This is a genomic window from Micromonospora sp. NPDC053740, assembly GCF_040677775.1.
GTDB classification, from domain to species: Bacteria; Actinomycetota; Actinomycetes; order Mycobacteriales; family Micromonosporaceae; genus Micromonospora; species Micromonospora alfalfae.
In genome coordinates this window covers 378,634-399,645 of the sequence record NZ_JBFASO010000001.1, presented here as the reverse complement: position 1 = coordinate 399,645, position 21,012 = coordinate 378,634, and the positions used below count along the sequence as shown (strand labels likewise).

The 21,012-nt window shown below is 70.2% G+C and carries 19 protein-coding genes; 5 read left to right on the top strand and 14 right to left on the bottom strand.

Annotated features, from left to right (window positions below; translation table 11 throughout):
- Window positions 1-26 precede the first annotated feature (26 nt).
- Window positions 27-734 (bottom strand): ElyC/SanA/YdcF family protein, encoded by a 708-nt coding sequence (locus tag AB0K35_RS01755; protein ID WP_238667667.1) that lies wholly within the window; start codon window positions 732-734, stop codon window positions 27-29.
- A gap of 525 nt (window positions 735-1,259) precedes the next feature.
- Complete coding sequence (locus AB0K35_RS01750; protein ID WP_238667666.1) at window positions 1,260-2,594, bottom strand: PHB depolymerase family esterase; 1,335 nt, start codon at window positions 2,592-2,594, stop codon at window positions 1,260-1,262.
- A 533-nt stretch (window positions 2,595-3,127) separates the two neighbouring features.
- On the opposite strand from AB0K35_RS01750, the gene AB0K35_RS01745 reads away from it, so the two are divergent.
- Entirely contained in the window at window positions 3,128-5,188 is a 2,061-nt protein-coding gene (locus tag AB0K35_RS01745; protein WP_363882982.1) for a cellulose binding domain-containing protein, read from the top strand.
- 145 nt (window positions 5,189-5,333) lie between these two features.
- On the opposite strand, the gene AB0K35_RS01740 is transcribed toward AB0K35_RS01745, so the two are convergent.
- A complete protein-coding gene (locus AB0K35_RS01740) occupies window positions 5,334-7,679 on the bottom strand; it encodes a VWD domain-containing protein (protein WP_363882978.1) in 2,346 nt (781 codons plus the stop codon).
- Window positions 7,680-7,684: 5 nt separating this feature from the next.
- The gene (locus AB0K35_RS01735; protein ID WP_363882976.1) at window positions 7,685-8,287 is read right to left on the bottom strand and encodes a hypothetical protein; all 603 of its coding nucleotides are present in this window, start codon (window positions 8,285-8,287) and stop codon (window positions 7,685-7,687) included.
- 185 nt (window positions 8,288-8,472) lie between these two features.
- Between AB0K35_RS01735 and AB0K35_RS01730 the strand changes: the two genes are divergently transcribed.
- Window positions 8,473-9,273, top strand: coding sequence for an SAM-dependent methyltransferase (locus AB0K35_RS01730; protein WP_363882973.1), 801 nt, complete (start codon window positions 8,473-8,475; stop codon window positions 9,271-9,273).
- 154 nt (window positions 9,274-9,427) lie between these two features.
- Here the strand turns inward: AB0K35_RS01730 and AB0K35_RS01725 are convergent, their stop codons facing one another.
- Window positions 9,428-12,232, bottom strand: a complete 2,805-nt coding sequence (locus AB0K35_RS01725) for a M14 family zinc carboxypeptidase (protein ID WP_363882970.1) — start codon at window positions 12,230-12,232, stop codon at window positions 9,428-9,430.
- A 175-nt stretch (window positions 12,233-12,407) separates the two neighbouring features.
- Between AB0K35_RS01725 and AB0K35_RS01720 the strand changes: the two genes are divergently transcribed.
- Window positions 12,408-12,758 carry a hypothetical protein gene (locus tag AB0K35_RS01720; RefSeq protein ID WP_238667660.1) on the top strand — a complete coding sequence of 117 codons (351 nt, stop codon included), beginning with the start codon at window positions 12,408-12,410 and terminating at the stop codon, window positions 12,756-12,758.
- Window positions 12,759-12,824: 66 nt separating this feature from the next.
- Here the strand turns inward: AB0K35_RS01720 and AB0K35_RS01715 are convergent, their stop codons facing one another.
- Entirely contained in the window at window positions 12,825-14,153 is a 1,329-nt protein-coding gene (locus tag AB0K35_RS01715; RefSeq protein ID WP_238667659.1) for a glycoside hydrolase family 18 protein, read from the bottom strand.
- A gap of 145 nt (window positions 14,154-14,298) precedes the next feature.
- Here AB0K35_RS01715 and AB0K35_RS01710 point away from each other — a divergent pair, with 145 nt between their 5' ends.
- Window positions 14,299-15,183 (top strand): bile acid:sodium symporter family protein, encoded by an 885-nt coding sequence (locus AB0K35_RS01710; RefSeq protein WP_238667658.1) that lies wholly within the window; start codon window positions 14,299-14,301, stop codon window positions 15,181-15,183.
- 49 nt (window positions 15,184-15,232) lie between these two features.
- Here AB0K35_RS01710 and AB0K35_RS01705 read toward each other — a convergent pair whose 3' ends face one another.
- From AB0K35_RS01705 to AB0K35_RS01690, 4 genes are all read right to left on the bottom strand, one after another.
- Window positions 15,233-15,652, bottom strand: coding sequence for a PPOX class F420-dependent oxidoreductase (locus tag AB0K35_RS01705; RefSeq protein WP_196926210.1), 420 nt, complete (start codon window positions 15,650-15,652; stop codon window positions 15,233-15,235).
- Window positions 15,653-15,737: 85 nt separating this feature from the next.
- Window positions 15,738-16,193, bottom strand: coding sequence for a pyridoxamine 5'-phosphate oxidase family protein (locus tag AB0K35_RS01700; protein WP_238667657.1), 456 nt, complete (start codon window positions 16,191-16,193; stop codon window positions 15,738-15,740).
- 11 nt (window positions 16,194-16,204) lie between these two features.
- Window positions 16,205-16,357 (bottom strand): hypothetical protein, encoded by a 153-nt coding sequence (locus tag AB0K35_RS01695; RefSeq protein WP_363882966.1) that lies wholly within the window; start codon window positions 16,355-16,357, stop codon window positions 16,205-16,207.
- A gap of 97 nt (window positions 16,358-16,454) precedes the next feature.
- Window positions 16,455-16,865 (bottom strand): VOC family protein, encoded by a 411-nt coding sequence (locus AB0K35_RS01690; RefSeq protein ID WP_238667655.1) that lies wholly within the window; start codon window positions 16,863-16,865, stop codon window positions 16,455-16,457.
- A gap of 69 nt (window positions 16,866-16,934) precedes the next feature.
- On the opposite strand from AB0K35_RS01690, the gene AB0K35_RS01685 reads away from it, so the two are divergent.
- Complete coding sequence (locus tag AB0K35_RS01685; RefSeq protein ID WP_238667654.1) at window positions 16,935-17,828, top strand: NAD(P)-dependent oxidoreductase; 894 nt, start codon at window positions 16,935-16,937, stop codon at window positions 17,826-17,828.
- A 1-nt stretch (window position 17,829) separates the two neighbouring features.
- Here AB0K35_RS01685 and AB0K35_RS01680 read toward each other — a convergent pair whose 3' ends face one another.
- The 4 genes from AB0K35_RS01680 to AB0K35_RS01665 form a co-directional block, all read right to left on the bottom strand.
- Entirely contained in the window at window positions 17,830-18,924 is a 1,095-nt protein-coding gene (locus AB0K35_RS01680) for a glycoside hydrolase family protein (protein WP_363882962.1), read from the bottom strand.
- A gap of 174 nt (window positions 18,925-19,098) precedes the next feature.
- Window positions 19,099-19,446, bottom strand: coding sequence for a thioredoxin (gene trxA, locus AB0K35_RS01675; protein ID WP_238667652.1), 348 nt, complete (start codon window positions 19,444-19,446; stop codon window positions 19,099-19,101).
- The gene (locus AB0K35_RS01670; RefSeq protein WP_357268867.1) at window positions 19,425-19,808 is read right to left on the bottom strand and encodes a MerR family transcriptional regulator; all 384 of its coding nucleotides are present in this window, start codon (window positions 19,806-19,808) and stop codon (window positions 19,425-19,427) included. Before AB0K35_RS01670 ends, trxA begins: the two co-directional genes overlap by 22 nt.
- A gap of 91 nt (window positions 19,809-19,899) precedes the next feature.
- Window positions 19,900-20,853 carry an AraC family transcriptional regulator gene (locus tag AB0K35_RS01665; protein ID WP_363882957.1) on the bottom strand — a complete coding sequence of 318 codons (954 nt, stop codon included), beginning with the start codon at window positions 20,851-20,853 and terminating at the stop codon, window positions 19,900-19,902.
- Between the last annotated feature and the right edge of the window lie 159 nt (window positions 20,854-21,012).

Below are 21,012 nucleotides of genomic sequence, written 5' to 3'. Positions count from 1 at the left end.
CGGCGCGAACGCGTTCGGTGCTGACGTCAGGCGTCCCGCAGAGCGTCGTCGATGCCGGTCTCCCGCCGGCCGAGGTGTGCCGGGTCCCGACCGGAAAGCAGTTCCAGCGCGGCCTTCAGGCACGCGCCGTTCTCCCGGGACGAACTGAACCACCACGTCTGGGCGTACCGCTTCGCGCTGTCGTCGCCCACGCCGTTGGCGTCGATGCCGAGGCGCCGGCACAGCGCCACGGCACGCGGAAGGTGGAAGGTCTGGGTCACCACTGTGGCCTGCCGTACGCCGAAGATCCGCTCAGCGCGCGCACACGAGTCGTACGTGTCGAAGCCGGCGTAGTCCGGCACCACCTTGTGCGCTGGTACACCCCGCTGCACCAGCCAGTTCCGCATGGCGGCGGGCTCGTTGTAGTCGGCGTTCATGTTGTCGCCCGACACCAGGATCGCCCGCACCTTGCCGGCGTCGAACAGCCGCCGCGCGATCTCCAACCGGGCGGTGAGCACGGGTGAGGGCGTGCCGTCGGCGTCCACCTTGGTGCCCAGGACCAGGGCGACGGGGGCGTCCGGCACCTCGGCCTCGCCGTAGAGGTGGCCCTCGGCAATGTCGCGGATCCACGTCACGCTGGCCACAGTGCCGCCGGTCAGCACCACGACTCCCACCGCCACTGTGAGGACCGTACTGCGGACGAACCGCCGGTGCTCCCCGTACCACCGTCTGGCCGCGCCGAATCGTCCCCGCATGCCGCAAGGCTATTCCGGCCGCGCTCACGACTGTCGTCGGCGTACCCGCTGACCATCCCGACCAGCAAACAAAGGCAGTTGTCTATGGACAATCGCTCACTGTTAGCGTTAACGTGACGGACAGTCGTCGATCCTCGACCGACTTCGAGCCGCTGTGGCGGAGCTGTCGCCATTGGCCCGAGGCGGTTGAACGACGATCGTGGCGTGGGGCGGGTGGCACGTTGGCCGGCGCGAGACGGCCCGAGACCACCCCGGGCGACCCGCGCGCCACGCGGCCGAGGCTTGAACGGCCACCGGGATTCCAGGGCACCGCAGCAGCCGGACAGTCGTGCGACGACAGCCGGTCCGCTCACCTGCCCAGCGGGCGCCGATGGGCTGGAGCCCGCACCTGGGCCGCCCTGATGGCGACCGTCGGCCCCAGCCCGGGCCGCCGGGTCGCGTCCCGCTGTTCGGAGTCCGGGCCCGAGCAGCGGGACGCACACCCGCACGAGCAACCGACGGGGTACGCCGTCGTCGGTCACCGCGTCAGCTTCGGGTCCACCGCTGGCTGTTCGTGCCGTTGCAGCTCGACAGGACCGCGGGGGTGCCGTTGGCGGTTCCGGCGGCGTTGGGCGTCAGGCAGAGGCCGGACTGCACCCCGGTCACAGTGCCATCGGTGTTGACGTTCCACTGCTGGTTGGTGCCGCCATTGCAGTCCCAGATGATCACACGGGTACCCGGCGATGTCCCGGCGCCCTCGGCGTCCAGGCACTTGGTGCCGTACACCTGGAGTTGCTTCGCGGCGGTCGACGTCCACTGCTGGTTGGTGCCCCCGTTGCAGTCCCACAGCGCCAGCTGCGTGCCGTTGGTCTGCGACCGCGACGGGACGTCCAGGCAGCGGTTGGCGCCGGCGTTGCGCAGCGGCGCCGACGTGCCGCCGGGTGGTGGGGTGGTGGGGCTCGTGCTGTCGAAGCCGAGGAACCGGATGGCCTGCGCGGCGTCGAACGGGATGGAGTGGCCGTACCCCTGGAAGCTGATCGCTTCGACGGGCGCCGTGCCGCCGGTGCCTCCGTAGCGGGTACGGGTGGCGCTGGTCTGCGGGGAGTCGGTGAAGCTGGGGGTCTGCGACACGCCCTGCACGTTGGTCCACTGCTTGATCTGCTCGCCGAAGTTGACGTAGCTCAGCGTGGTGTCAGTGGTGCCGTGCCAGATCTGGAACCGGGGACGCTTGCCGGAGTAGCCGGGGTAGGCGTTGCGAACCAGGTCACCCCACTGCTGCGCGGTCCTGACGATCCGTCCGCCGGAGCACTCGCTGTTCCACTCCGCGCCGTTCGTGGTGGCGAAGCACCCGAACGGAACCCCGGAGGAGCTGAACCCGGCGTGGAACAGGTCCGGGTAGAGGCCGACCATGACGTTGGTCATCATGGCGCCGGAGGAGAACCCACCAACGCCGATCCGGTTGGCGTCGACCGGGTAGCGGTTCCGGACGTAGTCGACCATGGACTTGAGGCCGACCGGATCGCTGCCGCCGTCGCGCCGCAGGGCCTGCGGTGACGAGACGTCCCAACACTTGCTGCTGCGGGTCACCGACGGGTAGATCACGATGAAGCCGTAGCGGTCGGCGAGGGTGCTGAGCCCGAAGCCGCTGTGCACCGCCGGACCACTGCCGGTGCAGTAGTGCAGGGCGAGGAGCAGGGCCGGCTGGGCCGCGACCCGATCCGGCACGTACAGGTGCATCTGGAGGTTCGTCGGGTTGGTGCCGAAGTTGGTCACCTGGGTGAGCGTCGCGGCCGACGCCGGGGTGGCGACAGTGACCACGGCTGTCATCGTCGCCAGGGCCGTCGCCAGCGCGGCGGCCAGCAGTGCGATCCTTGATCTCATCGGCGTTTCCTCTTGTCGTGAGTCGGGGACCCGGCGGCAGTACGGCGGTCCGGTGCGGGCGGTCGACGGCGGCGCCTGGGCGGTCCGGGGCGCGCGACGTCCGCCGCGCGTCGCCGGCGGCTGCGGACAGATCCTGATGGGACGTTCACCTGCCCAGGGACGTCCTGACCACTGAGGTCGGACCAGCGAAGGGCCTCCCGGTGAGCCACGGACGCTGATCGCCCCGCATCGACTGTGAGCGATAACATGCCGTTCGTCAACCCGTAACGTATGACGTCTGTCGATCTCATGCTGCGGAGACACGCCTGACGCGTCTTGAGATTTTCGAACAGACAGTGCCATTGTGGTACGTCGATGAAGAGCCGCGCGCGGGGCTGACGTCCGTCCACTGGGCAGCCGGGATCCAGATGTGATCTCCGGGGGACGGTGACACGAGCGACGGACCGATCAGGGTCTGCCGTCCACGAGATCGCCCGTCACCGCGTCGCACCTCGACCGGTAGGGCGGCTCATCTGCGCGAAGGAACCCCGCCCATGCGTAAACCGAAGACCCGAACAGCACTCCTGTCGGGCCTGCTGCTCGTCGCGAGCGTGCTCGCGGGCGTCAACCCGTCGACCGCCAGCGCGGCGGCCGACCCGGTCACCGTGACAGTCAACACCCGCGCGGGACTGGCGACCGTGCCGGACACCGCTCTCGGCGTCAACCACGCCATCTGGGACTCGAACCTCGGCACCGCCGAGACGTCGGACCTGCTCAGAGATGCCGGCGTGCAGATGATGCGCTACCCCGGCGGCTCGTACGCCGACATCTACCACTGGAAGGACCACACGGCGCCCGGCGGTTACGTCGCGCCGGGGACCGACTTCGACACCTTCATGGCGGCGGTCCGGCGTGTGGGCGCGCAGCCGATGATCATCGCGAACTACGGCACCGGCACGCCGGCCGAGGCCGCCGACTGGGTGCGGTACGCCAACGTGACAAAGGGCTACGACGCGCGTTACTGGACCATTGGCAACGAGAACTACGGCAACGGCCACTACGGGTCCGCGTGGGAGGCCGACGACCACCCCGACAAGAGCGCGACACAGTACGCCAGGCTGGTCGTCGAGTACGCCGACGCGATGAAGGCTGTCGACCCGAGCATCAAGGTCGGAGCGGTGCTGACCATGCCGGGCAACTGGCCGGACGGAATCACCGCCGGCAGCGATCCGGGCCCGTGGAACCAGACAGTGCTCTCCATCGCCGGCCCGAAGATCGACTTCGTGGACGTGCACTGGTACCCGGGCGGCACCGCCGCCGAGTCGCTGGCCCGCGTCAACCACCTTCCCGACGCCACCTACCTGCTGCGGCAGCAGCTCGCCCGGTACGCCGGTCCGAACGCCGACCGCATCGGCATCAGCTTCACCGAGCTGAACGTCGACGCCGGCCGCAACACCCAACCGGCCGCGCTGTTCCTGGCCGACGTCTACAGCGGTCTGCTGGAGAACGGCGTCTTCACCGCCCACTGGTGGAACGTGCACAACGGCATGGGCACCGTGACGCAGGTGGCCGGACAGACCGACTACGGCGACTTCGGGATGCTCTCCAGCGGGGCCTGCACCGAGGACGGCTCGGTCTGCCAACCGCCACTGAACACACCGTTCGCGCCGTACCACGGGCTGAGCATGATGAAGCTCTTCGCGAAGACCGGCGACCAGTTCGTCCGCGCCGGCACCGACGAGCCCCTGGTCACCGCCCACGCCGTCCGCCGGGGCAACGGCGACCTCGCCGTGCTGCTGGTGAACAAGGACCCGGACAACGACCACCCGGTCGCCATCGACTACGCCGGGTTCACCCCGTCGGCCGTCGCGCCGACGGTGTCCACCCTCACCAACGGCGCCACCGGCATCGTCACCAGCCAGTCCGGCTCGGCGACCAGCCGGACGCTGCCGGCGTACTCGTTGACCACGCTCGTGCTGCGCCCGGCCGGCGCGACCGCCGGCCGGCCGGCCGCACCCGGCCAGCCGACCGCGAGCGGTGTCACCGACCGCACCGCCACGATCACCTGGCCGGCGTCCACCCCGGGCGCCAGCCCGATCGCCAAGTACGAGGTGCACCGGCAGAACGGCGCGGTCAGCGAGCAGCTCGGCGAGACGGCGTCCACCTCGTTCACTGTCGACAACCTCGTGCCGGGCAGCCGGTACACGGTCAACGTGCTGGCCCGCGACACCGCCGGACGGGTCTCCTGGGCCTCACCGCCGCTCACCTTCGCCACCGGTAGCCCCGCCGCCAGTACGTGCACCGTCCGTTTCAGCGCCAACAACGACTGGGGCAACGGTTACATCGGCGGCGTCGAGATCGTCAACAACGGGTCCAGCCCGATCAACGGCTGGACGCTCACCTGGACCTGGCCCACCGGTTGGCAGCAGGTGAGCAGTGGTTGGAGCGCCACCTGGGAGCAGGTCGGCACCGCGGTGCGGGTCACGCCCACCGCCGACAACCGGCAGATCGCCGCCGGCGGCAGCGTGAGCGCCGGCTTCGTCGGCGCGTACGGCGGGCCGAACGTGCTGCCCACGGCGTTCACCCTCAACGGCACCATCTGCGCCACCGGCTGACCGCTTGGCTAGGGGCGCCGATGGTCAGGGCGGCTCGGGTTGGCCCCTCACGCCATCCCCGACGTGTGTGATGCCTGTGGGGCATCAAGATGACTCACAGGCATCACGCTCGTCCGGGAAGGGCCGGTCCCCACAGCAGCCGCAGTCAGCGCCCCTGGCGCATGACGACCGTGGCCGAGCCGGTGTCGTCCGCCCACGGGTCGAGAACGAGGGTGTACGTGCCGCCCTTCGGCAGCGGACCCGTCTCGAACCGCCCCGTCCCGCCGATGACGCAGCCGCTTCCCACCGCGTCGCCGGCCGGGCTGTTCAGGAGCAGGATCCCGCACCGGTCGGGCAGGCTGGCGGCGGTCACCTCGACGGTGATGCGACGACCGGCGTCGACGGGGAACCGCAGCCGACTCACCGCGCCGGGCCGGCTGACGGTCACGGTGGCGGACCGACCGTCGGCGACGGTGTCGGCCTGCTCGTCACTGGCGTCGCGCAACCGCACGTCCGCCGCACCGGTGTCGGTGGAGGTCCCGTCGACCTCCAGCACGTACCGGCCGGTCGCCGGAAGGACGAACCCGTCGACATGCCCCTGGCCGCCGATCACGCAGCCGCTGGCCACCTGTTCACCGGCCGGGTCGCGCAGGCGCAGCAGGTTGCACCGGTCCGGCACTGTGGCGTCGGTGACCTGGAGGAAGACCTTCTGACCGGCGCGGCCGTCGAAGGACAGGCGGCTGACCGTGCCCGGTTGGGCGAGCGTCGCCCGGACCGGGGGCCCGTCCAGCGTGAGCGTCTTCTCCTCGTCGGTGACCGCAACGATCCGTACCGTCGCTCGGCCGAGGTCGGCATCCCACGGGTCTAGCACCACCTGATGGTCGCCGGTGGCGGTCAACGTGGTCGTGTCGATGAAGCCGATGCCGGAGATGACGCAGCCGGTCGCCAGCTGACGGCCCTGCGGGTCGAGCAGCAGCAACACCCCGCAGCGATCCGGCACGGTGGCGGCGGGCACCTCCACGAAGATCTTCTGACCGGCCCGGCCCGGCACCTTCATCGCCGCCGTGGCGCCGGCCCGGGTCACTGCCAGGTCGACGTCACCGACAGCGGGCGCGTCGCGCTGCGCGCGGGCGGCGTCCTCGGCGAACGCCACCTGCCCGGTGAGACCGACGTCGAGCACACAGTCGGCGAAGATCTGCGGATCGGTGACACCGGCCCGCCGGCAGACAAGCTCGGCGGTGGCCCGGTTGGGCAGGTCGCCGACGGTAACCTGCCGTTGCGGAAAGCGCCGGTCGGTGAACGTGCCGGTGTTCTGCCCCGGCTCGTAGTCGAACAGCGACCGTTGCGCCTCGACACGCCAACTGTCGGCGAACCCGGGGTACAACGCCTCGAACGTGGGCGGCTGCGCCACCCGCTTTCCGTCGCGCACCGTCAGGTCGTCGCCGGGGTCACCGTCGTGGTCGCCGAGCAGGCCCTCCAGCGTCCCGGCCCGGGCGGTGGGCGCGCTGACGCTCACGCTCAGCCCCCACACCCCGATCGGCTGCGCCGTCAGCCGAGTGCCGCCCGGCCACTCCACCGTCACAGTGCCGTCTCCCCACGAGGTGACGGAGCCACCGCGCGGCAGGTTCACCCCGTCGGGCGCCGACACCGGCGCGGCGCCGTTCACCCGGACCGCCGGGCCGTCCGGTGTGACGTAGACACCGACCCGGTCGCCGGCCACCCGAACCGCGACGGCCGAGTTCACGGCCACCACCGAGCTGGCCGGGAACATCGTCTGTCGTACCTGGACCTCGAAGTCGTCGGTCCTCGAACGGGTCAGCACGAACTCGCCGGCGGCCTGGAAGTCGTACCGCAGACCGTCGTAGGTGAGCAGGTGCGGGTCGCCGTTGCTGTTCGCGCACCGGTAACCCTTGCCGATCACCGAGATCGAACAGCCACCACCACCGGGTGGTCGGGGCTTGGGCCGGTCGCAGTCCTTGCCGTTCGACGGCAGCTTCTGACGGCTGTACGCCGTGCGCAGCGGCACCCCCACGGCCTTGCGGTACGCGTTCTCCGCCAACACCGCGTGCACCTCGGCGGGATCCACGGTGCTCGCCTGTTGACCGCCCTGCGTGCAGAACTGGCCCCGGTCGGTGTCGTTCACCTCGTCGAGGGCGTGGTTCATCTCGTGGATGAGGGTGGCGCACTGGTCCTCGGTGAAGCCGGGACCCTCGTCGTCCAGCTTCCGCCCGTCGTTCTCCGGCACCCAGTTGATCTGCACGTCACTACCCGGGACGTACGTCGTGGTGCTGCTCTCCGAGCCGAAGACGGGCCTACGGACCTTGATCGTCTTTCCGGAGCGTTCCAGTTCCTCCAGCACCTTGCCGTTGCCGGAGCTGCGAATCTGGCCGACACAACCGGCGTACTCCGTCTGGAGATCGCTGCTGACGCTGACCACGGCGGACGCCGCTGATGGGGCGACGAGCACCAGCACGCCCGCCAACACGAGACCGAGCCGCGTTCGGCGTCGCATCGCGATCACCCGCCCTTCACCTCGAAAGCGACAGAGCCCTGCTCGGCCGTCGCGGCGCAGGCATCCGACGGCACACCGCGCAGCGGCGCTCGCAGGTAGCCCAGCACCAGCCGGTACGCCCCCGGTTGGTCGACCGGCCACCAGGTGACGGTGGCCCCACCCCGCCCGTCCGGCGCGGAGGTGGTCAGCGCCGGGCCGACCGGGCTCTGCGGGTCGCTGCCCAGCGTCAGCTCCACCGACCCACGCGGCGGCACCCGTACCAGGTTCTCGACCAGGTACGCGGTGAAGTCCCGGTAGTAGGCGGCACCGCCGACAGCGGGTGCCACAGCCGTGCCGTCGCGGGTCAACGACATGACAGTCACCGCCCCGTCCGGCACCCGACTGAGGTGGCACTCGGCGTCACGGTTGTTGACCAGCTTCAGCCGAAGACTGATCTGCTCACCCACCCGGTACGACGGTTGGCCGGCGCTGACGGTCAGGCCGACCGTCGCCGTGCCGCCGCTCGGGGCCGCCGACGGGCGCGACCGTCTGCACCCGACCGTGGTGGCCATCAGCAGTAGGGCGAGACCACCGGCGAGCGCCGCCGTCCCTGCGCGGGGTGCACCCATGGGCCGTGCGCCTCCTCCGGGTGCCGCCGGTCGGCACAGATCCCGGCCAGCCTGCCCGCGCGGTGCCGGGAGCGCTGTCGTGATCCGGCCCGGTGGATGTCCGTTAGCCGACCCGCGGGGCCAGAAATCGATCATCGCGGGCGTTATGCTGCGGGATCGGACAGGCGGGGGAGAGGTGGGCGATCATGACGCAGTCGCAACCGGAGGTCGCCCTGCAACCGGACAGGCCGAACGCGGCGCGGATGTTCGACTACTACCTCGGCGGCAAGGACAACTTCGCCGCCGACCGGGCCGCCGCCGAGATGGTGTTGCAGGTGGCGCCGTGGATGCCCGAAGCTGCCCGGCAGGGCCGTGACCTGATCGCCCGGACGGTCCGGCACCTCGTGCAGGAGCGGGGCATCCGACAGATCATCGACCTCGGGTCCGGGCTGCCCACCCGCGACAACGTCCACGAGATCGCGCACCGCATCGACCCGGCCGTGCGGGTCGTCTATGTCGACAATGATCCGGTGGTCTGCGCGCACGGCCGCGCCCTGCTCGCCGACTCGCCGTCGGTGTCGGTGGTGCGGGCCGACCTGCGCGACCCCGCGCAGGTGCTCGGCCACACGGACATCAGCGACGCGATCGACGTCGGGCGCCCGGTCGCTGTGTTGATGATGTTCGTACTGCATCTGGTGCCCGACGAGCAGGATCCGCAGCGGATCGTCGCCACCTACCGCGACGCTCTCGCCCCCGGCAGCTACCTGGCGCTGTCGCACGCCAGCACCGACGTGCACCCCGACCTGATGGCCCGGATCTCCGCGATCTACGCCCGGGCGAACAGCCCCTTCGTGCCGCGTGGCCACGCCGACGTCTCCCGGTTCTTCGGTGACTTCGTCCTGGAGCCGCCCGGGCTGGTCAACATGTGGCCGTACGCCGAGCCGCCGGCCACCGACGACCCGCAGGTCGCCCGCACCGGCTACAGCGGCGTCGCCCGCAAGCCCTAGGCCGGCCCGCTGTCGCTCGGACAAAGGGGCGGGCACTGCCACATCCGGCGCCCGCCGTATCACCACCAGATCTTGGACAGTTTCCGTTACGACGTAACGGAAACTGTCCAAGATCTGCACAGGCCCCGGCGTGAAGGTTGTGGTGCGGGCTCCGTCAGCCGACCACTGACCGCAGCGGCACCTTCGCGTCGCGCAACGCGCGCACCAGATCGCTCGCGAACGGGTGTTCGTCCACCTGGAGCCCGTGCGGGTTCGGGATCACGACGTACGCCGAGCCGTTCTTCTCGGACGCCTGCGCGTCGCCTGTGAAACGTTCGACGATCGCCCGGGTGCGGGGCAGGTCGCCAGCCGCCACCTGGATGGTGATCGGCCGCCACCCGCCACCCAGGTCCGGCGGCACCGGCGCGGCGGCGGCGTTGGCGCGCGCCGCGTCGACGCCGGCTGGGCGCCGGGCGTCGGGCGCGGCGGTCGCCGGGTAGAGCAGCGCGTTGGCGACCAGGTGCAGGCCATTTTCGTTGTACGCGCGGAAGAGCGGATTGAACGCGAAGAGCACCGCTCGACCGGCGCCGGTCGGCTCGTCGACGACGGCTGCGGTGCCCTTCAGCGTCTCCGCCCCGACGGTGTAACCGTTGGCCCAGAAGGTGTCACCCGTCGGGTACGTGAGCACGTTCGTCCCGGTGGTGCTCGGGGTGAGGATCGGGTCGCTGTTGTTAAACTCGAAGTCCTCAGCCGGGCGACCCAGCGCCACCGGGCTGTCCCGGTCGACGTCGACGCGCAGGTGCGAGCCGATCACCAGGTAGTCCGCCGGCTTGGTCTTCTCAGTGGTCGAGGTGAGCCCGGCGGCCCGGGCCACCCGGGTGCCCTCGTTGCGCAGCCCGAGGTAGGTGTGGCCCTGGCCGATCCAGTCGCGCAGGTTGGCCTGCCCGGTGGCGGTCAGACCGCCGGTGGCGCTGCTGCCGTCCGGCACCAGCAGCACTGTCCGCCCGGTGAACGCCTCGGTGTTGTCGTTGATGTCGGCAGTGGTGACCGGCTTCAGGTCGAGGCCCCACCGCTTGCCGAGCACGTAGCGGGCCTCGCCGTGCGAGCCGGAGGTGGTGGAGATGCCGGTGCCCTGGAACAGCCCCACGTCGGGCAGGTCGAGGCGGGTGCCGGAGGGCCGACCGCCCGGGGTGAGGCTGACCCCGAGGGATTCGGCCAGCTCGTCCACGCTCCGGTTCACAGTGGCGGCCGGGATGGCGACCCGGCTGGTGGTGAGGTCACGGACCAGGGGTACGCCACGGCCGAGGAGGGTGAAGGTGAACTCCGCGGCGGCAGCCGAGTCGAGCGGGTACGTGTACGAGCCCCAGGGCCACGCGGCACCGGTGCGCCCGCCGGAGACCTTGCGGACCAGTTCGGCCCTCGGCCGGACGGTGTCTCCGGTGTAGATGGTGTTGATGCCCATCAGCAGTGGGTTGCTCCAGGACGACACGTCGTAGAAGTACGGGAACGGGACGTACGGGTCCTCGCCCATGATGGCCTGGATCCAGTGCTTCTGCGGCTGGTCCATCGGGATCCAGTACGCGCCAGCGGGCACTGTCACGTTGGTGGCGCTGCGCCCGCCGAAGACCCGCGCGGTGGGCACCCGGGTCGCCTTCTGCACCTCGTACACCTCGACGTCCATCCGGCGCAGCCGCTCGACGAGTTGGCGGACGTCGGCGAGCTGCCGGTCGGGCAGCAGGAAGTACGAGCGGATGGTGAGGTCCGGCACCGGGAACTGCACCTCGTTGGTGGGCTGCACCACCTCGTTCGGCTCCAGTGCGCCCGCCCTGCCCTGGGCGAGCGCCTCGGTCCAGATGTCGAAGTAGCCGTCCAGGACCTCGCGCTTGTTCGCGGCGGCCCAGCCGAGCGTCGACCACTGGGTGTGGAACTGCTGCTGGACCCGGTCGGCCACGGCCGACGCGCTGCCCTTCTCGTAGGTCATGCCGGCCGCGCCGAACCCGGTGGTCGGCACCGTGTCGCCGTAGCCCATGAAGAACATGTCGTACGTGTCGTAGTTGAAGTAGCACTCGGTGGTGACGGTCTCGTCGCAGGCCCCGTTGAAGCCGAAGCCGGCCTTGTTGGCCTCGCCGATACGGTTGATCCAGTCCACCGCCTCACCGGCGATCTCGTGGTGGATCGGGTCGGCGTTGGGTGGGAAGAAGTACTGCCGGCCGCCCATCTCGTGTGCGTCGATGAACACCTGCGGCGGGTAGCGGCGCAGCAGTTCGAGCTTGCCGTCGGTCTCCTGCTGGGTGCGGGCGAACCAGTCCCGGTTCAGGTCGAAGCCGAACTCGTTCTGCCGGCGGGTCGCGTCGCGGCCGTCCGGGTTCTGGGTGGGGACGATGATGGTGACCAGGTTGTCGTTGCGCTGGGCGACCGCGCAGGACAATCCCGCCGCCAACTCGTACAGCGTCTTGAGCGCCGCGTCGGCGCCGCTCTTCTCGCCGCCGTGCACGTTCGCGGTGACCCAGACGATGGCCGGGCTGTCCTTCGCCGTCCGGGCGGCCGCTCGCGCGCTGGTCCGGCGCGGGTCGCGCAGGTCCCGGATGTCGTCGGCGATCTCCCGCAGCGCGGCGGGCCGCACGTGGCGCTCGTTGGACACCACCGCGTACGGCAACGTCTGGCCGAGCACACTGGTGGTCATCACGCCGGTGACGACCCGGTTCGAGGCGCGATCGACGGCACCGAGGTAGGTCCGGACCTCGTCGTTGGTGACGACCCGCTCCTGCCCGACGCCGAGCGGGAAGCCGAGGACGTGCTCCGGAGTGGGCACAGTGCCCAACCGGGCGGTCGGGTCGTCGCTGCATCGGGAGGACGGGGCGGCGCTCGCGGCCGGTGTGCCGCCGAGCAGGGGAACCATGCCGAGCAGGAGCGCGATAGTGGCGGCACCTGCCAGCCGCCTGGCGGGGACCATCCGGAACGGACGTGTCGATGGGGCCATGAGTCGTGTTTCCCTTCTCGGGAACAACAGCGCAGTGGCCGGAGCCTATGAACCACCGATACGGCGGTCAAGGGTTCATCGATACTGCTGACTACTCGGCGTGCCGGTTCCGACGCGGACTGGCAGGATGGCGGCGTGGGCTTGTCGTCGTCTGGGAGGAGGAGACGTGCCAGAGATGATCACTCTCTCGGTACATCCGGATCTTCCGTCCGCCGATGCTCGGCGTTCGCTGGCGTCCTGGCTGCGCGCTGAGGATCGGCTGCGGGAGGGGGTTACCACGACGTCCCCCGACGGGATGTCGGCGGACCGCACTGACGTCCTGCGGGTGGCGGCCAGCGATGCCGGCACCGCAATGGTGCTGGTGCAGGCGATCGCCGGCTGGCTGACCCACCGCCGCGACGATGTGACTGTGAAACTCACCAGGCCCGACGGATGGTCGGCCGAGGTGGACGTCCACCGGGCTCGGGACATGGACCAGGTGACGGCGCTCATCGAGGCCGCGGTGCGCGCTGTGACACCCGCGTAGCGGTAAACCGGCCCGCCGACGGCCGAGAGATCGGCCGGCGGCGGGCCGGGTGGCGCACGTGCGCGGCTACCAGGTGGTCAGGCCGAGGCCGATCGTCTTGGTCAGCGTGGCGTTGTCGTCGTCGCCGTCGAGCGACCAGATCATGGCGCCGGCCAGACCGGCCCGTCGGATGTAGAGCGTCTTCTGCAACACGACCGCCGGATCGTCGTACGTCCACAACGTCGTACCGTCGAACAACCAGGCGTGTCCGGCGCGCAGGTCGCGGTGCACCGTGTAGCCGTTACCGGCCAGGGTCTTGAGCTTCTTGTAGTCCTCGTACCCGGCCTCGAAGGTGGCCGGCGCGGGCCCGGTGGCCGGCTGGAACAGGCCGTTGCCGCCGCCGGTGACGCCGGTCCAGCCGCGACCGTAGTAGGGGATGCCGAGCACGAGCTTGTTCCGTGGCGCGCCACGGGCGATCCACCCGTCGATGGCCACCTCGACGGAGAAGTCCGGGTTGTCCGGGGCGCCCGCCGGGACGCGTAGCGCCGACTGCTGGTTGGCCCGCGCATCCCAGCCGCCGTGGAAGTCGTACCCCTGCACCGTGGCGAAGTCCAGGTACTTGAAGATCTTGCGACCCTCGTAGCCGGCGTCCATGGTGGCCGGGCTGGCCGGCAGGAACGCGGTCAGCGGGTGATGCGCGCGTGTCGTGCGCCCGTACGCGTCGAGCTGCCGGCGGAATTCGGCGAGCAGTTTGGTGAAGTTCTCCCGGTCCTCCGGGCGGATGACGTTGCCGGGCTCACCCTCCCAGTTGGGCCACTCCCAGTCGAGGTCGATGCCGTCGAAGACGCCAGCCCCGGCGCCCGGGGTAGTGCCCGGCAGGTTCCCCTTGAGGTAGAGGTCGATGCAGGACGTGACGAACGTCTTGCGGGAGGCGTCGGTGCGGGCCGCGTTCGAGAAGTACGTCGACCAGCTCCAACCGCCCAGCGAGATCAGCACCTTCAGTTCGGGGTGCTTGGCCTTGAGCTTGGCGAGCTGGCCGAAGTTGCCGTTGAGCGCCTGGCCCGGTGCGTCCGCGACGCCGTCGACGCTCTCCTCGGCCGGGACGGGGCGCTGGTAGTCGGCCCAGGCGTCGCCCTCGCCCGGCCCACCGTCCACGTAGCACCGACCGTCCTCGCTGACGTTGCCAAAGGCGTAGTTGAGGTGGGTGAGGCGGCCCGCCGCCCCGGAGGTTTCGAGCTTCTTGACCGGGAAGGCCCGGCCGTAGATGCCCCACTGGGTGAAGTAGCCGACCCGGTGGTAACCGGTGCGGCGCTGCTGGTTGTCGCCCGCGCTGGCGGCGCTGGGCGGGGCGGCGGTGAACAGCAGGGCCGCCAGGGTGACCACGGCGGTGAGACGGCGGTGGCGGAATGGTCGCATCGGCACACTCCCACGAGGCATCAAGCAGAATTAGTAAAGACACTTATCTGATTGATGAAGTTAAGCCGATCACCGTCCGGGGTCAAGAGCGTCCAGCCGCATGGGGGATTGTTGCGGCGTTACCGGGTGGTAACGATGTTGTGCCATGGACTCCGCCGTGACTCTGATCGGACTACCCGTCGCCCTCGGCATCATCATGCTCGGTCTGGGTCTCGGACTGACAATTGCGGACTTCCGTCGGGTGGCCCACCATCCACGAGCCGCCGTCATCGCCCTGGTCTGCCAGGTGCTGGTGCTGCCGGCGCTCTGCTTCTGCCTCGTCCTCGCGTTCGACCTGGCACCCGAGCTGGCCGTCGGCATGATGCTGCTGGCCGCGTCACCGGGCGGCACCACTGCGAACCTCTACAGCCACCTGTTCGGCGGGCACGTGGCCCTGAACATCACCCTGACCGCCATCAACTCGGTGCTCGCCGTGGTCACCCTGCCGATCCTGGTCAACCTGTCGGCGGCGTACTTCCTGCCCGACGGGAAAAGCATCGGCCTGCAGTTCGACAAGGTGCTCCAGGTCTTCGCCATCGTGCTCGTCCCGGTCGCGATCGGAATGCTCATCCGGGCACGCATGCCGCAGGTGGCCGAGCGGTTGAACCGCCCGGTCCGGATCCTCTCCGTCGTCGTCCTCGTCGCGGTGATCGCCGGCGCGGTGCTCGGCGAGCGGGAGAACATCGCCGACTACTTCGTCTCGGTCGGCCTGGCGGTGCTCGCCTTCAACCTGCTCAGCCTCGCCATCGGGTACGGGGTGCCGCGCCTCGCCGGTGTCGACCGGAGCGCCGCGACGGCGGCTGGCTTCGAGATCGGCATCCACAACAGCACCCTGGCCATCACCATCGCGCTCAGCCCGGCGCTGCTCAACAGCACCCAGATGGCGATCCCGGGCGCCGTCTACGGCATCGTCATGTTCTTCACCGCGGCGGCCTTCGGCGTCCTGGTGACCCGCGTCGGCGCCCGGTCCGCCACCGCCCTGACGCCCTGACGGCTGACGACGCCCTGGCACCGTCGAGGGTGCCAGGGCGCGGCAACGGTCAGCCGACCTGGTTGTTGTCCTTCTGCGCGCCCCAACCGTGCCAGCGGTCGATCTCGATCAGAGCGCTGACCCGGGCACGTTCCCGGCGTGGGTACGCGTTGCCCGTGTAGTGCTTGGACAACCGGTCGATGTCCGCCAGGCCCTCGTCGGGGCGCAGCTCGGCGACGTGCCCGATGATGCTGACGTGGGTGTACCAGCCAGCCTCGTCGAGCACTGTCAGGGACACCCGGGGGTCGTTGCGGACATGCTCCAGCCGGCGGCGGCTCTCGTCCATGTTCACCAGGATCCGGCCGTCCTCCCACAGGTACCAGGTGGCGGCGGACACCGGCTGGCCACCGTTGCGCAGGGTGGTCATGACGGCGGGGTTCGGCTTCTGGAGCATGGCGACCGCGGCCTCGGGAAGCGGTGGCTTGGACATGAAGTCTCCTCGTCGCGACAACGTTTACCCCTGCACGTTACGCACCCGCCCGCCCGGATCATGGTGCTACAGGTACATCGCGCGTTCAGCCGAGCCAGCGGCCGTCCCGCATGAGGACGCGTCCCTTCAGCTCGTTCGCCTCCCGCCAGGCCTGGATACGCTGCGGTCGGATCAGAAAGTACTGGTAGGGCTCGTCGAGACCGCTCGGGTCGAAGCCCGTCTTCGTCGCGAACGCAGCACCCGTCTGCGGGCCGAGGTCGGCGATGTCCACCGGCTCGGCGGTGCCGTCGACGATGACGACGTCGCGCGTCGGCCCGAGGCTGAGGCGTACCCGGCCATCAGCCACCAGGTTGCGGCCGGTGATCGAGTCGCGCGGCGTTGAGACGAGGAACGCGGCACCGTCCCAGAGGAACGACAGTGGGATGAGGTGTACGCCCCCGGGGGAACCCGCCGTCGCGACCCAGAGGTCGATGTCGTTCTCCAGTCTGGCGCTAGTGTCCCGAAGCCTCTGCTCAAGCCCACGCGGCGGAACTTCCGTCATGCTTCCTCCAGTTACTTCGCGGTGGCCAGCGATGAGGCTTCCCAGACGAACCCGTCCGGGTCGGTGAAATGCCCGCCGTTGTCCAGACCGAAGGCGGCGGTGTGGAAGCGCTGGGTGGCCACGGGGTCGGCCACGTCGAGGGTGACGGATGCGATCGATGTCATGGCGATGACGCTATTTGCGGTCGGGTGACCGGTGCTTCTTGATTTCTGACCGGTCTCGTCAGCTCTCGCGAACGGCGCAGATCGAGGACCGGGCGGCTCAGCGAAGCTCTTGGATACGGACCAGGTTGCCGGCGGGATCGCGGAAGGCGCAGTCGCGGATGCCGTACGGCTGCTCGGTCGGCTCCTGGACGACCTCGGCGTCGCCGGCCTGCACCTTCTCAAAGGTGGTGTCGAGGTCCCGCGTGGCCAGCAGGATCCAGCCGTAGGTGCCCTTGGCCATCATCTCGGTGATGGTGCGGCGCTCGTCCTCGGTCGCCCCGGGGTCAGCGGCCGGCGGCGCCAGGAGGATGGACGTGCCGGGCTGGTCGGCGGGGCCGACCGTGATCCAACGCATCGCGCCCTGACCGACGTCGCTACGGACCTCGAAGCCGAGGGCGTCGCGGTAGAAGGCCAGGGAGGCGTCCGGGTCGGTGTGCGGCAGGGAGCAGGTGTGAATCGTGATATCCATGTCGATCATGCTAGGGGTAACGCCGTACCCGCGTGTGCGTCCCCGTTGGCCCCCGGCGAAGATGTGGTCATGAGCGAATCCGCACTGCCCAGGCGTGTCGTCGTCACCGGTGCCACCGGCAAGCTCGGCCGGGCCGTGGTCGGCCACCTGCGCGCCGTGGGCGTCGACGTGCTGGCGGTGGACCGTGCCGGTGGCCGCGACCCGCGCGACGTCAACGGCGAGTTCCTGCTGGTCGACCTGACCGACTACGGGCAGGTGGTGGAGGCGTTCACCGGGGGCGCCGACGAGCACGCGGGCGGCGTCGACGCGGTAGTGCACCTCGCGGCGGTCCCGGCCCCGGGGCTGATGTCGAACGCGACCACCTTCGCGAACAACTCCGCCGCCACGTACAACGTGTTCGCCGCGGCCCGGGCGGCCGGGATCAAGCGGGTCGTCTGGGCGTCGAGCGAGACGGTGCTCGGGCTGCCGTTCGACACCCCGCCGCCGTACGCGCCGGTCGACGAGGAGTACGCGCCCCGACCCGAGTCGACGTACTCGCTGAACAAGGCCCTGGAGGAGGAGATGGCCCGGCACTTCTGCCGGTGGGACCCGGAGCTGGTCATGGTGGGGCTGCGCTTCTCCAACGTGATGGACGTCGAGGACTACGCGCCGTTCCCCTCGTTCGACGCCGACCCGCAGTTGCGCCGGTGGAACCTGTGGGGCTACATCGACGCCCGCGACGGGGCCCAGGCGGTCGAGCGCGCCCTCGCCCACGACCAGCCCGGTGCCGACGTCTTCGTCATCGCCAACGCCGACACCGTCATGAGCAGGTCCAGCGCCAGCCTGATGGCCGAGGTCTACCCGGGTGTCGAGATCCGCAAGGAGCTGGGTGAGCACGAGACGCTGCTCAGCATCGACAAGGCCCGCCGGGTGCTGGGGTACGAGCCGCAGCACTCCTGGCGGGACCACGTCGACGTGCTGTAGGTCAGCGCGCCGCCTGGTAGGCGCGGCCGACGGTGGTGGCGGTGCTGCCGGTGCGGAACAGCCCGGTCTGGTCCTTGTCGGTGGCGGGCAGGCCGAACCACGCGTACCGGTGTAGCCAGGACAGCCCACCCAGCATCCGGGTCGCCGCGGTGAGGAAGGCGGCCTGCTGTGCCTGGGTGGGGAAGCGGACGCCGTTGGAGAAGTCGATCAGGGCGAACTCGGTGAGCCAGATCGGCAGTTGGTACCTGTCGTGCACGGCCTGCAGGTACGACCTGAGCTGGTTGACCGCGTTGGCGGTGGTGAAGTCGCCGCCGTACCAGTGCAGGGCGATGAAGTCGACGCGGTAGCCGCGCTGTTTCGCCCCGGCCATGAACCGGTCCAGCCATTCGCCCGGCCGGTCGCCGCCCCAGGCCACCGCCGGGCTGCCCAGCGGAAGACCGGTGGCCTGCAGCTGCGGCCACAGCTCCAACGCCTGCTCGACTGTCATCTCCGCCTGACCCTTCAGGTCCGGCTCGTTGAACCCGAGCAGGTGGCGGCCGTTCTTCCTGGCCTGTTGCAGGTTGGTGGCGGTGACGCTCTTCGCCCCCCAGATCATCGGGACGAACTCGGCGCCCTTCGGGCTGTTGATGCCCGAATGGGCCACGTCCCAGGTGTAGTACCAACTCGCCCCGGAGTTGGCCAGCGCCTGACTGACGCCGTCGAAGGTCCACACCCCGACGCCCTTGCGCTTCGAGGTCACCGCCGGGGCGACCGGACGCGCCGTCGTCGGCTTCGCGGTAGGCGTCGGCGTCGGGGTCGCTCCCGCCGGGCTCGTGGTGGGGGCGGGCGTGGTCGCGGCGGGTGTGCCCGGCAGTGGGCTCGCAGGCGGGGGCGCGTCGAGCGCCTGCGTCGCCGCCGGGGTGGGCGTCGGCCCGGTCGGCTGCACCACGACGACCACACCGGTCACCAGTACGGCGACCGCGGCGGCCACGACGAGCGGCCACAGCAGTCGCCGCGCACCGATCGGGAGGCGGCCGAGCATCCCGCGTCGGGGTTCCGCGTGGACGCCTCGGTTGCCCCTTGCGGCGTCCGCTTCACCCTGGCCGGTTGCGCGCATCGTCTCGACTCCCTCACCTGGTCGTACCTACCTGATGCAGGCGATGACGGAAGATCGCCATCTGCCTCCCCTCAGGAGACTGGCCGACCGGACCGGGATAACGATTTCCGGAGCTGATGTTGGCCGTCGGTCACCACCTGGTTCTCCGACGGCGCCAACCGGCGCTGCTGGTTGTCACCAGCCGGCCTGTGCGGTCAGGGTCTGTCGCAGGTACGTCTTCGGCCTGGACCCCACCGTCGAGCCGACCACCTCGCCCTGACGGAACACCAGCAGCGTCGGCAGGGACATCACGCGGTAGCTACGGGTCGCTCTCGGGTTCTCGTCGGAGTTGAGCTTCGCCACGACCATCCGGTCACCGAACTCCTGGGCCAGTTCGGCAAGGCTCTTCTCGATGGCCTTGCAGGGCGGGCACCAGTCCGCCCAGAAATCGACGACCACGGGCCGGTCGCTGGCCAGCACCAGCTCCGTGAACGTGTCGTCGGTGACAGTGACCAGCGAGCCTACTTCTGCCTTCGGAGGCATGTTTTCTCCCGATGTGCGATCGCGTGGGTGAGTTGACTGTGCAGTTGCTCCCGCACCGCGCCGAGCCGGTCGATGACGACGTCGACCTCGGCGATCTTGCGCCGCAGCACCACCACCGAGTCCGGGCAGACGTCGCCGGAGGTGTTGCCGGCCCGCAGGCAGGCGACGAACGGGCGGACATCGTCGAGGCCGAAACCGACGTCGAGCAGAGCCCGGATCTCCCGCACGACGCGTAGCTCCGTCTCGTCATAGACGCGGTAGCCGTTGGCGGAGCGCTGCGCCCGTACCAATCCGTGCGCCTCGTAGTAGCGCAGCGTGCGAGGGCTCGTGCCGGCCCGTTCAGCCAGCTCGCCAATGAGCATCCGACCTCCTCCATCGGCCCGTCGCGACAACGCTAAACCTTGTCGTCAGCGTCAAGGCAAGGACCGGGCGAGGCGCGGCAGCTGGCAGAAGTCAGCGGCGCAGGGTCGTCGACGGCGACTCGCCGAACCGGCTCCGATACTCGGTCGCGAACCGGCCGAGGTGCACGAAGCCGTGTCGCAGGGCGACCGTCGTCACGGACACCCCCGGCGCGGCCGAGCGAAGCGTGCGGTGCGCCGCGTCGAGCCGGCAGGCCCGCAGGTACGCGGTAGGGGTGGTCTGCAACTCGCGGCGGAAACAGTCCTGCAGCGTTCGTACGCTCACCCGTAGCGCCTCGGCGACGTCACCGACGGTCAGCGCCTCGCCGTGGTGTTCGGAGATCAGGGCGCAGGCCCGCCGGACGAGACGCCCGGGGTGGGCGTGCCGGCCCGGCTCGGTCAGGAGGTGGGAGTGGCTGTGCCGATGGGCCAGCAACAGCTTGCCGATCAGTGCCTGTTCGAAACGGGCGGCCACCTGCGGGTGGTCGAAGAGGGACGCGTCCGCCGGTTGGGACAGCTCGTCGGCGAGGAACGCCACCCCGCGCGCCCACGCCTGCGCGGTCGGCGTGGTCATGAGCATGCCGACGTCGAGGCGGACCGGGTCGTCCACCGGGTGGCCCAGCAGGCGGGCGAGTTCCCGGTCGACGGCGCGCCGGTCGGCGTAGAAGATCCGGTGGGGTGATCCCTCGGACCACCGCATGTCCGAGGAGTCGTACGGGGACAGCACCGAGGCGACGTCCGGGGTCGAGGTCACCGTCTGACCGGCGTGCCGGACCATCGTGCTGCCGGCGCTGGGGATCTGAACGAGGTAGAAGGTCTCCAGCGCGGGCGGTTGGATGCGCACCGCCTGCCCGTAGTCCAGGTCGATGACGCCCACCCCGCCCGCCCGACGAGCCGCCATCCGCAGTCGCACGGCGTGCACGCCCGCCTGCGGGGTGAGCCGGTGTGGACAGAAGACCCGACCCACCTCGGCGCGAGCCCGGTCGACGTCGTCCGTCCGGACCGTCACCGCATCCATCCGACACCTCCCGGGCGTCCCGTCGCGCTGACCGTAAGGCGGGACCGGCCCGGACCAGACCCGAAAGCCGCCGACCCGACAGGAAATGGGTCCGGCCGCGTACTGCGGACAGCGCCCGCGTCGCACGGATAGCGACCTTCCCGGTCTGCT

Excerpts from the sequence above, each read along its gene's own strand:
- AB0K35_RS01755 (WP_238667667.1), bottom strand. The coding sequence starts at position 734 with ATGCGGGGACGATTCGGCGCGGCCAGACGGTGGTACGGGGAGCACCGG.
- AB0K35_RS01750 (WP_238667666.1), bottom strand. The coding sequence starts at position 2,594 with ATGAGATCAAGGATCGCACTGCTGGCCGCCGCGCTGGCGACGGCCCTG.
- AB0K35_RS01745 (WP_363882982.1), top strand. The coding sequence starts at position 3,128 with ATGCGTAAACCGAAGACCCGAACAGCACTCCTGTCGGGCCTGCTGCTC.
- AB0K35_RS01740 (WP_363882978.1), bottom strand. The coding sequence starts at position 7,679 with ATGCGACGCCGAACGCGGCTCGGTCTCGTGTTGGCGGGCGTGCTGGTG.
- AB0K35_RS01735 (WP_363882976.1), bottom strand. The coding sequence starts at position 8,287 with ATGGGTGCACCCCGCGCAGGGACGGCGGCGCTCGCCGGTGGTCTCGCC.
- AB0K35_RS01730 (WP_363882973.1), top strand. The coding sequence starts at position 8,473 with ATGACGCAGTCGCAACCGGAGGTCGCCCTGCAACCGGACAGGCCGAAC.
- AB0K35_RS01725 (WP_363882970.1), bottom strand. The coding sequence starts at position 12,232 with ATGGCCCCATCGACACGTCCGTTCCGGATGGTCCCCGCCAGGCGGCTG.
- AB0K35_RS01720 (WP_238667660.1), top strand. The coding sequence starts at position 12,408 with ATGATCACTCTCTCGGTACATCCGGATCTTCCGTCCGCCGATGCTCGG.
- AB0K35_RS01715 (WP_238667659.1), bottom strand. The coding sequence starts at position 14,153 with ATGCGACCATTCCGCCACCGCCGTCTCACCGCCGTGGTCACCCTGGCG.
- AB0K35_RS01710 (WP_238667658.1), top strand. The coding sequence starts at position 14,299 with ATGGACTCCGCCGTGACTCTGATCGGACTACCCGTCGCCCTCGGCATC.
- AB0K35_RS01705 (WP_196926210.1), bottom strand. The coding sequence starts at position 15,652 with ATGTCCAAGCCACCGCTTCCCGAGGCCGCGGTCGCCATGCTCCAGAAG.
- AB0K35_RS01700 (WP_238667657.1), bottom strand. The coding sequence starts at position 16,193 with ATGACGGAAGTTCCGCCGCGTGGGCTTGAGCAGAGGCTTCGGGACACT.
- AB0K35_RS01695 (WP_363882966.1), bottom strand. The coding sequence starts at position 16,357 with ATGACATCGATCGCATCCGTCACCCTCGACGTGGCCGACCCCGTGGCC.
- AB0K35_RS01690 (WP_238667655.1), bottom strand. The coding sequence starts at position 16,865 with ATGGATATCACGATTCACACCTGCTCCCTGCCGCACACCGACCCGGAC.
- AB0K35_RS01685 (WP_238667654.1), top strand. The coding sequence starts at position 16,935 with ATGAGCGAATCCGCACTGCCCAGGCGTGTCGTCGTCACCGGTGCCACC.
- AB0K35_RS01680 (WP_363882962.1), bottom strand. The coding sequence starts at position 18,924 with ATGCGCGCAACCGGCCAGGGTGAAGCGGACGCCGCAAGGGGCAACCGA.
- trxA (WP_238667652.1), bottom strand. The coding sequence starts at position 19,446 with ATGCCTCCGAAGGCAGAAGTAGGCTCGCTGGTCACTGTCACCGACGAC.
- AB0K35_RS01670 (WP_357268867.1), bottom strand. The coding sequence starts at position 19,808 with ATGCTCATTGGCGAGCTGGCTGAACGGGCCGGCACGAGCCCTCGCACG.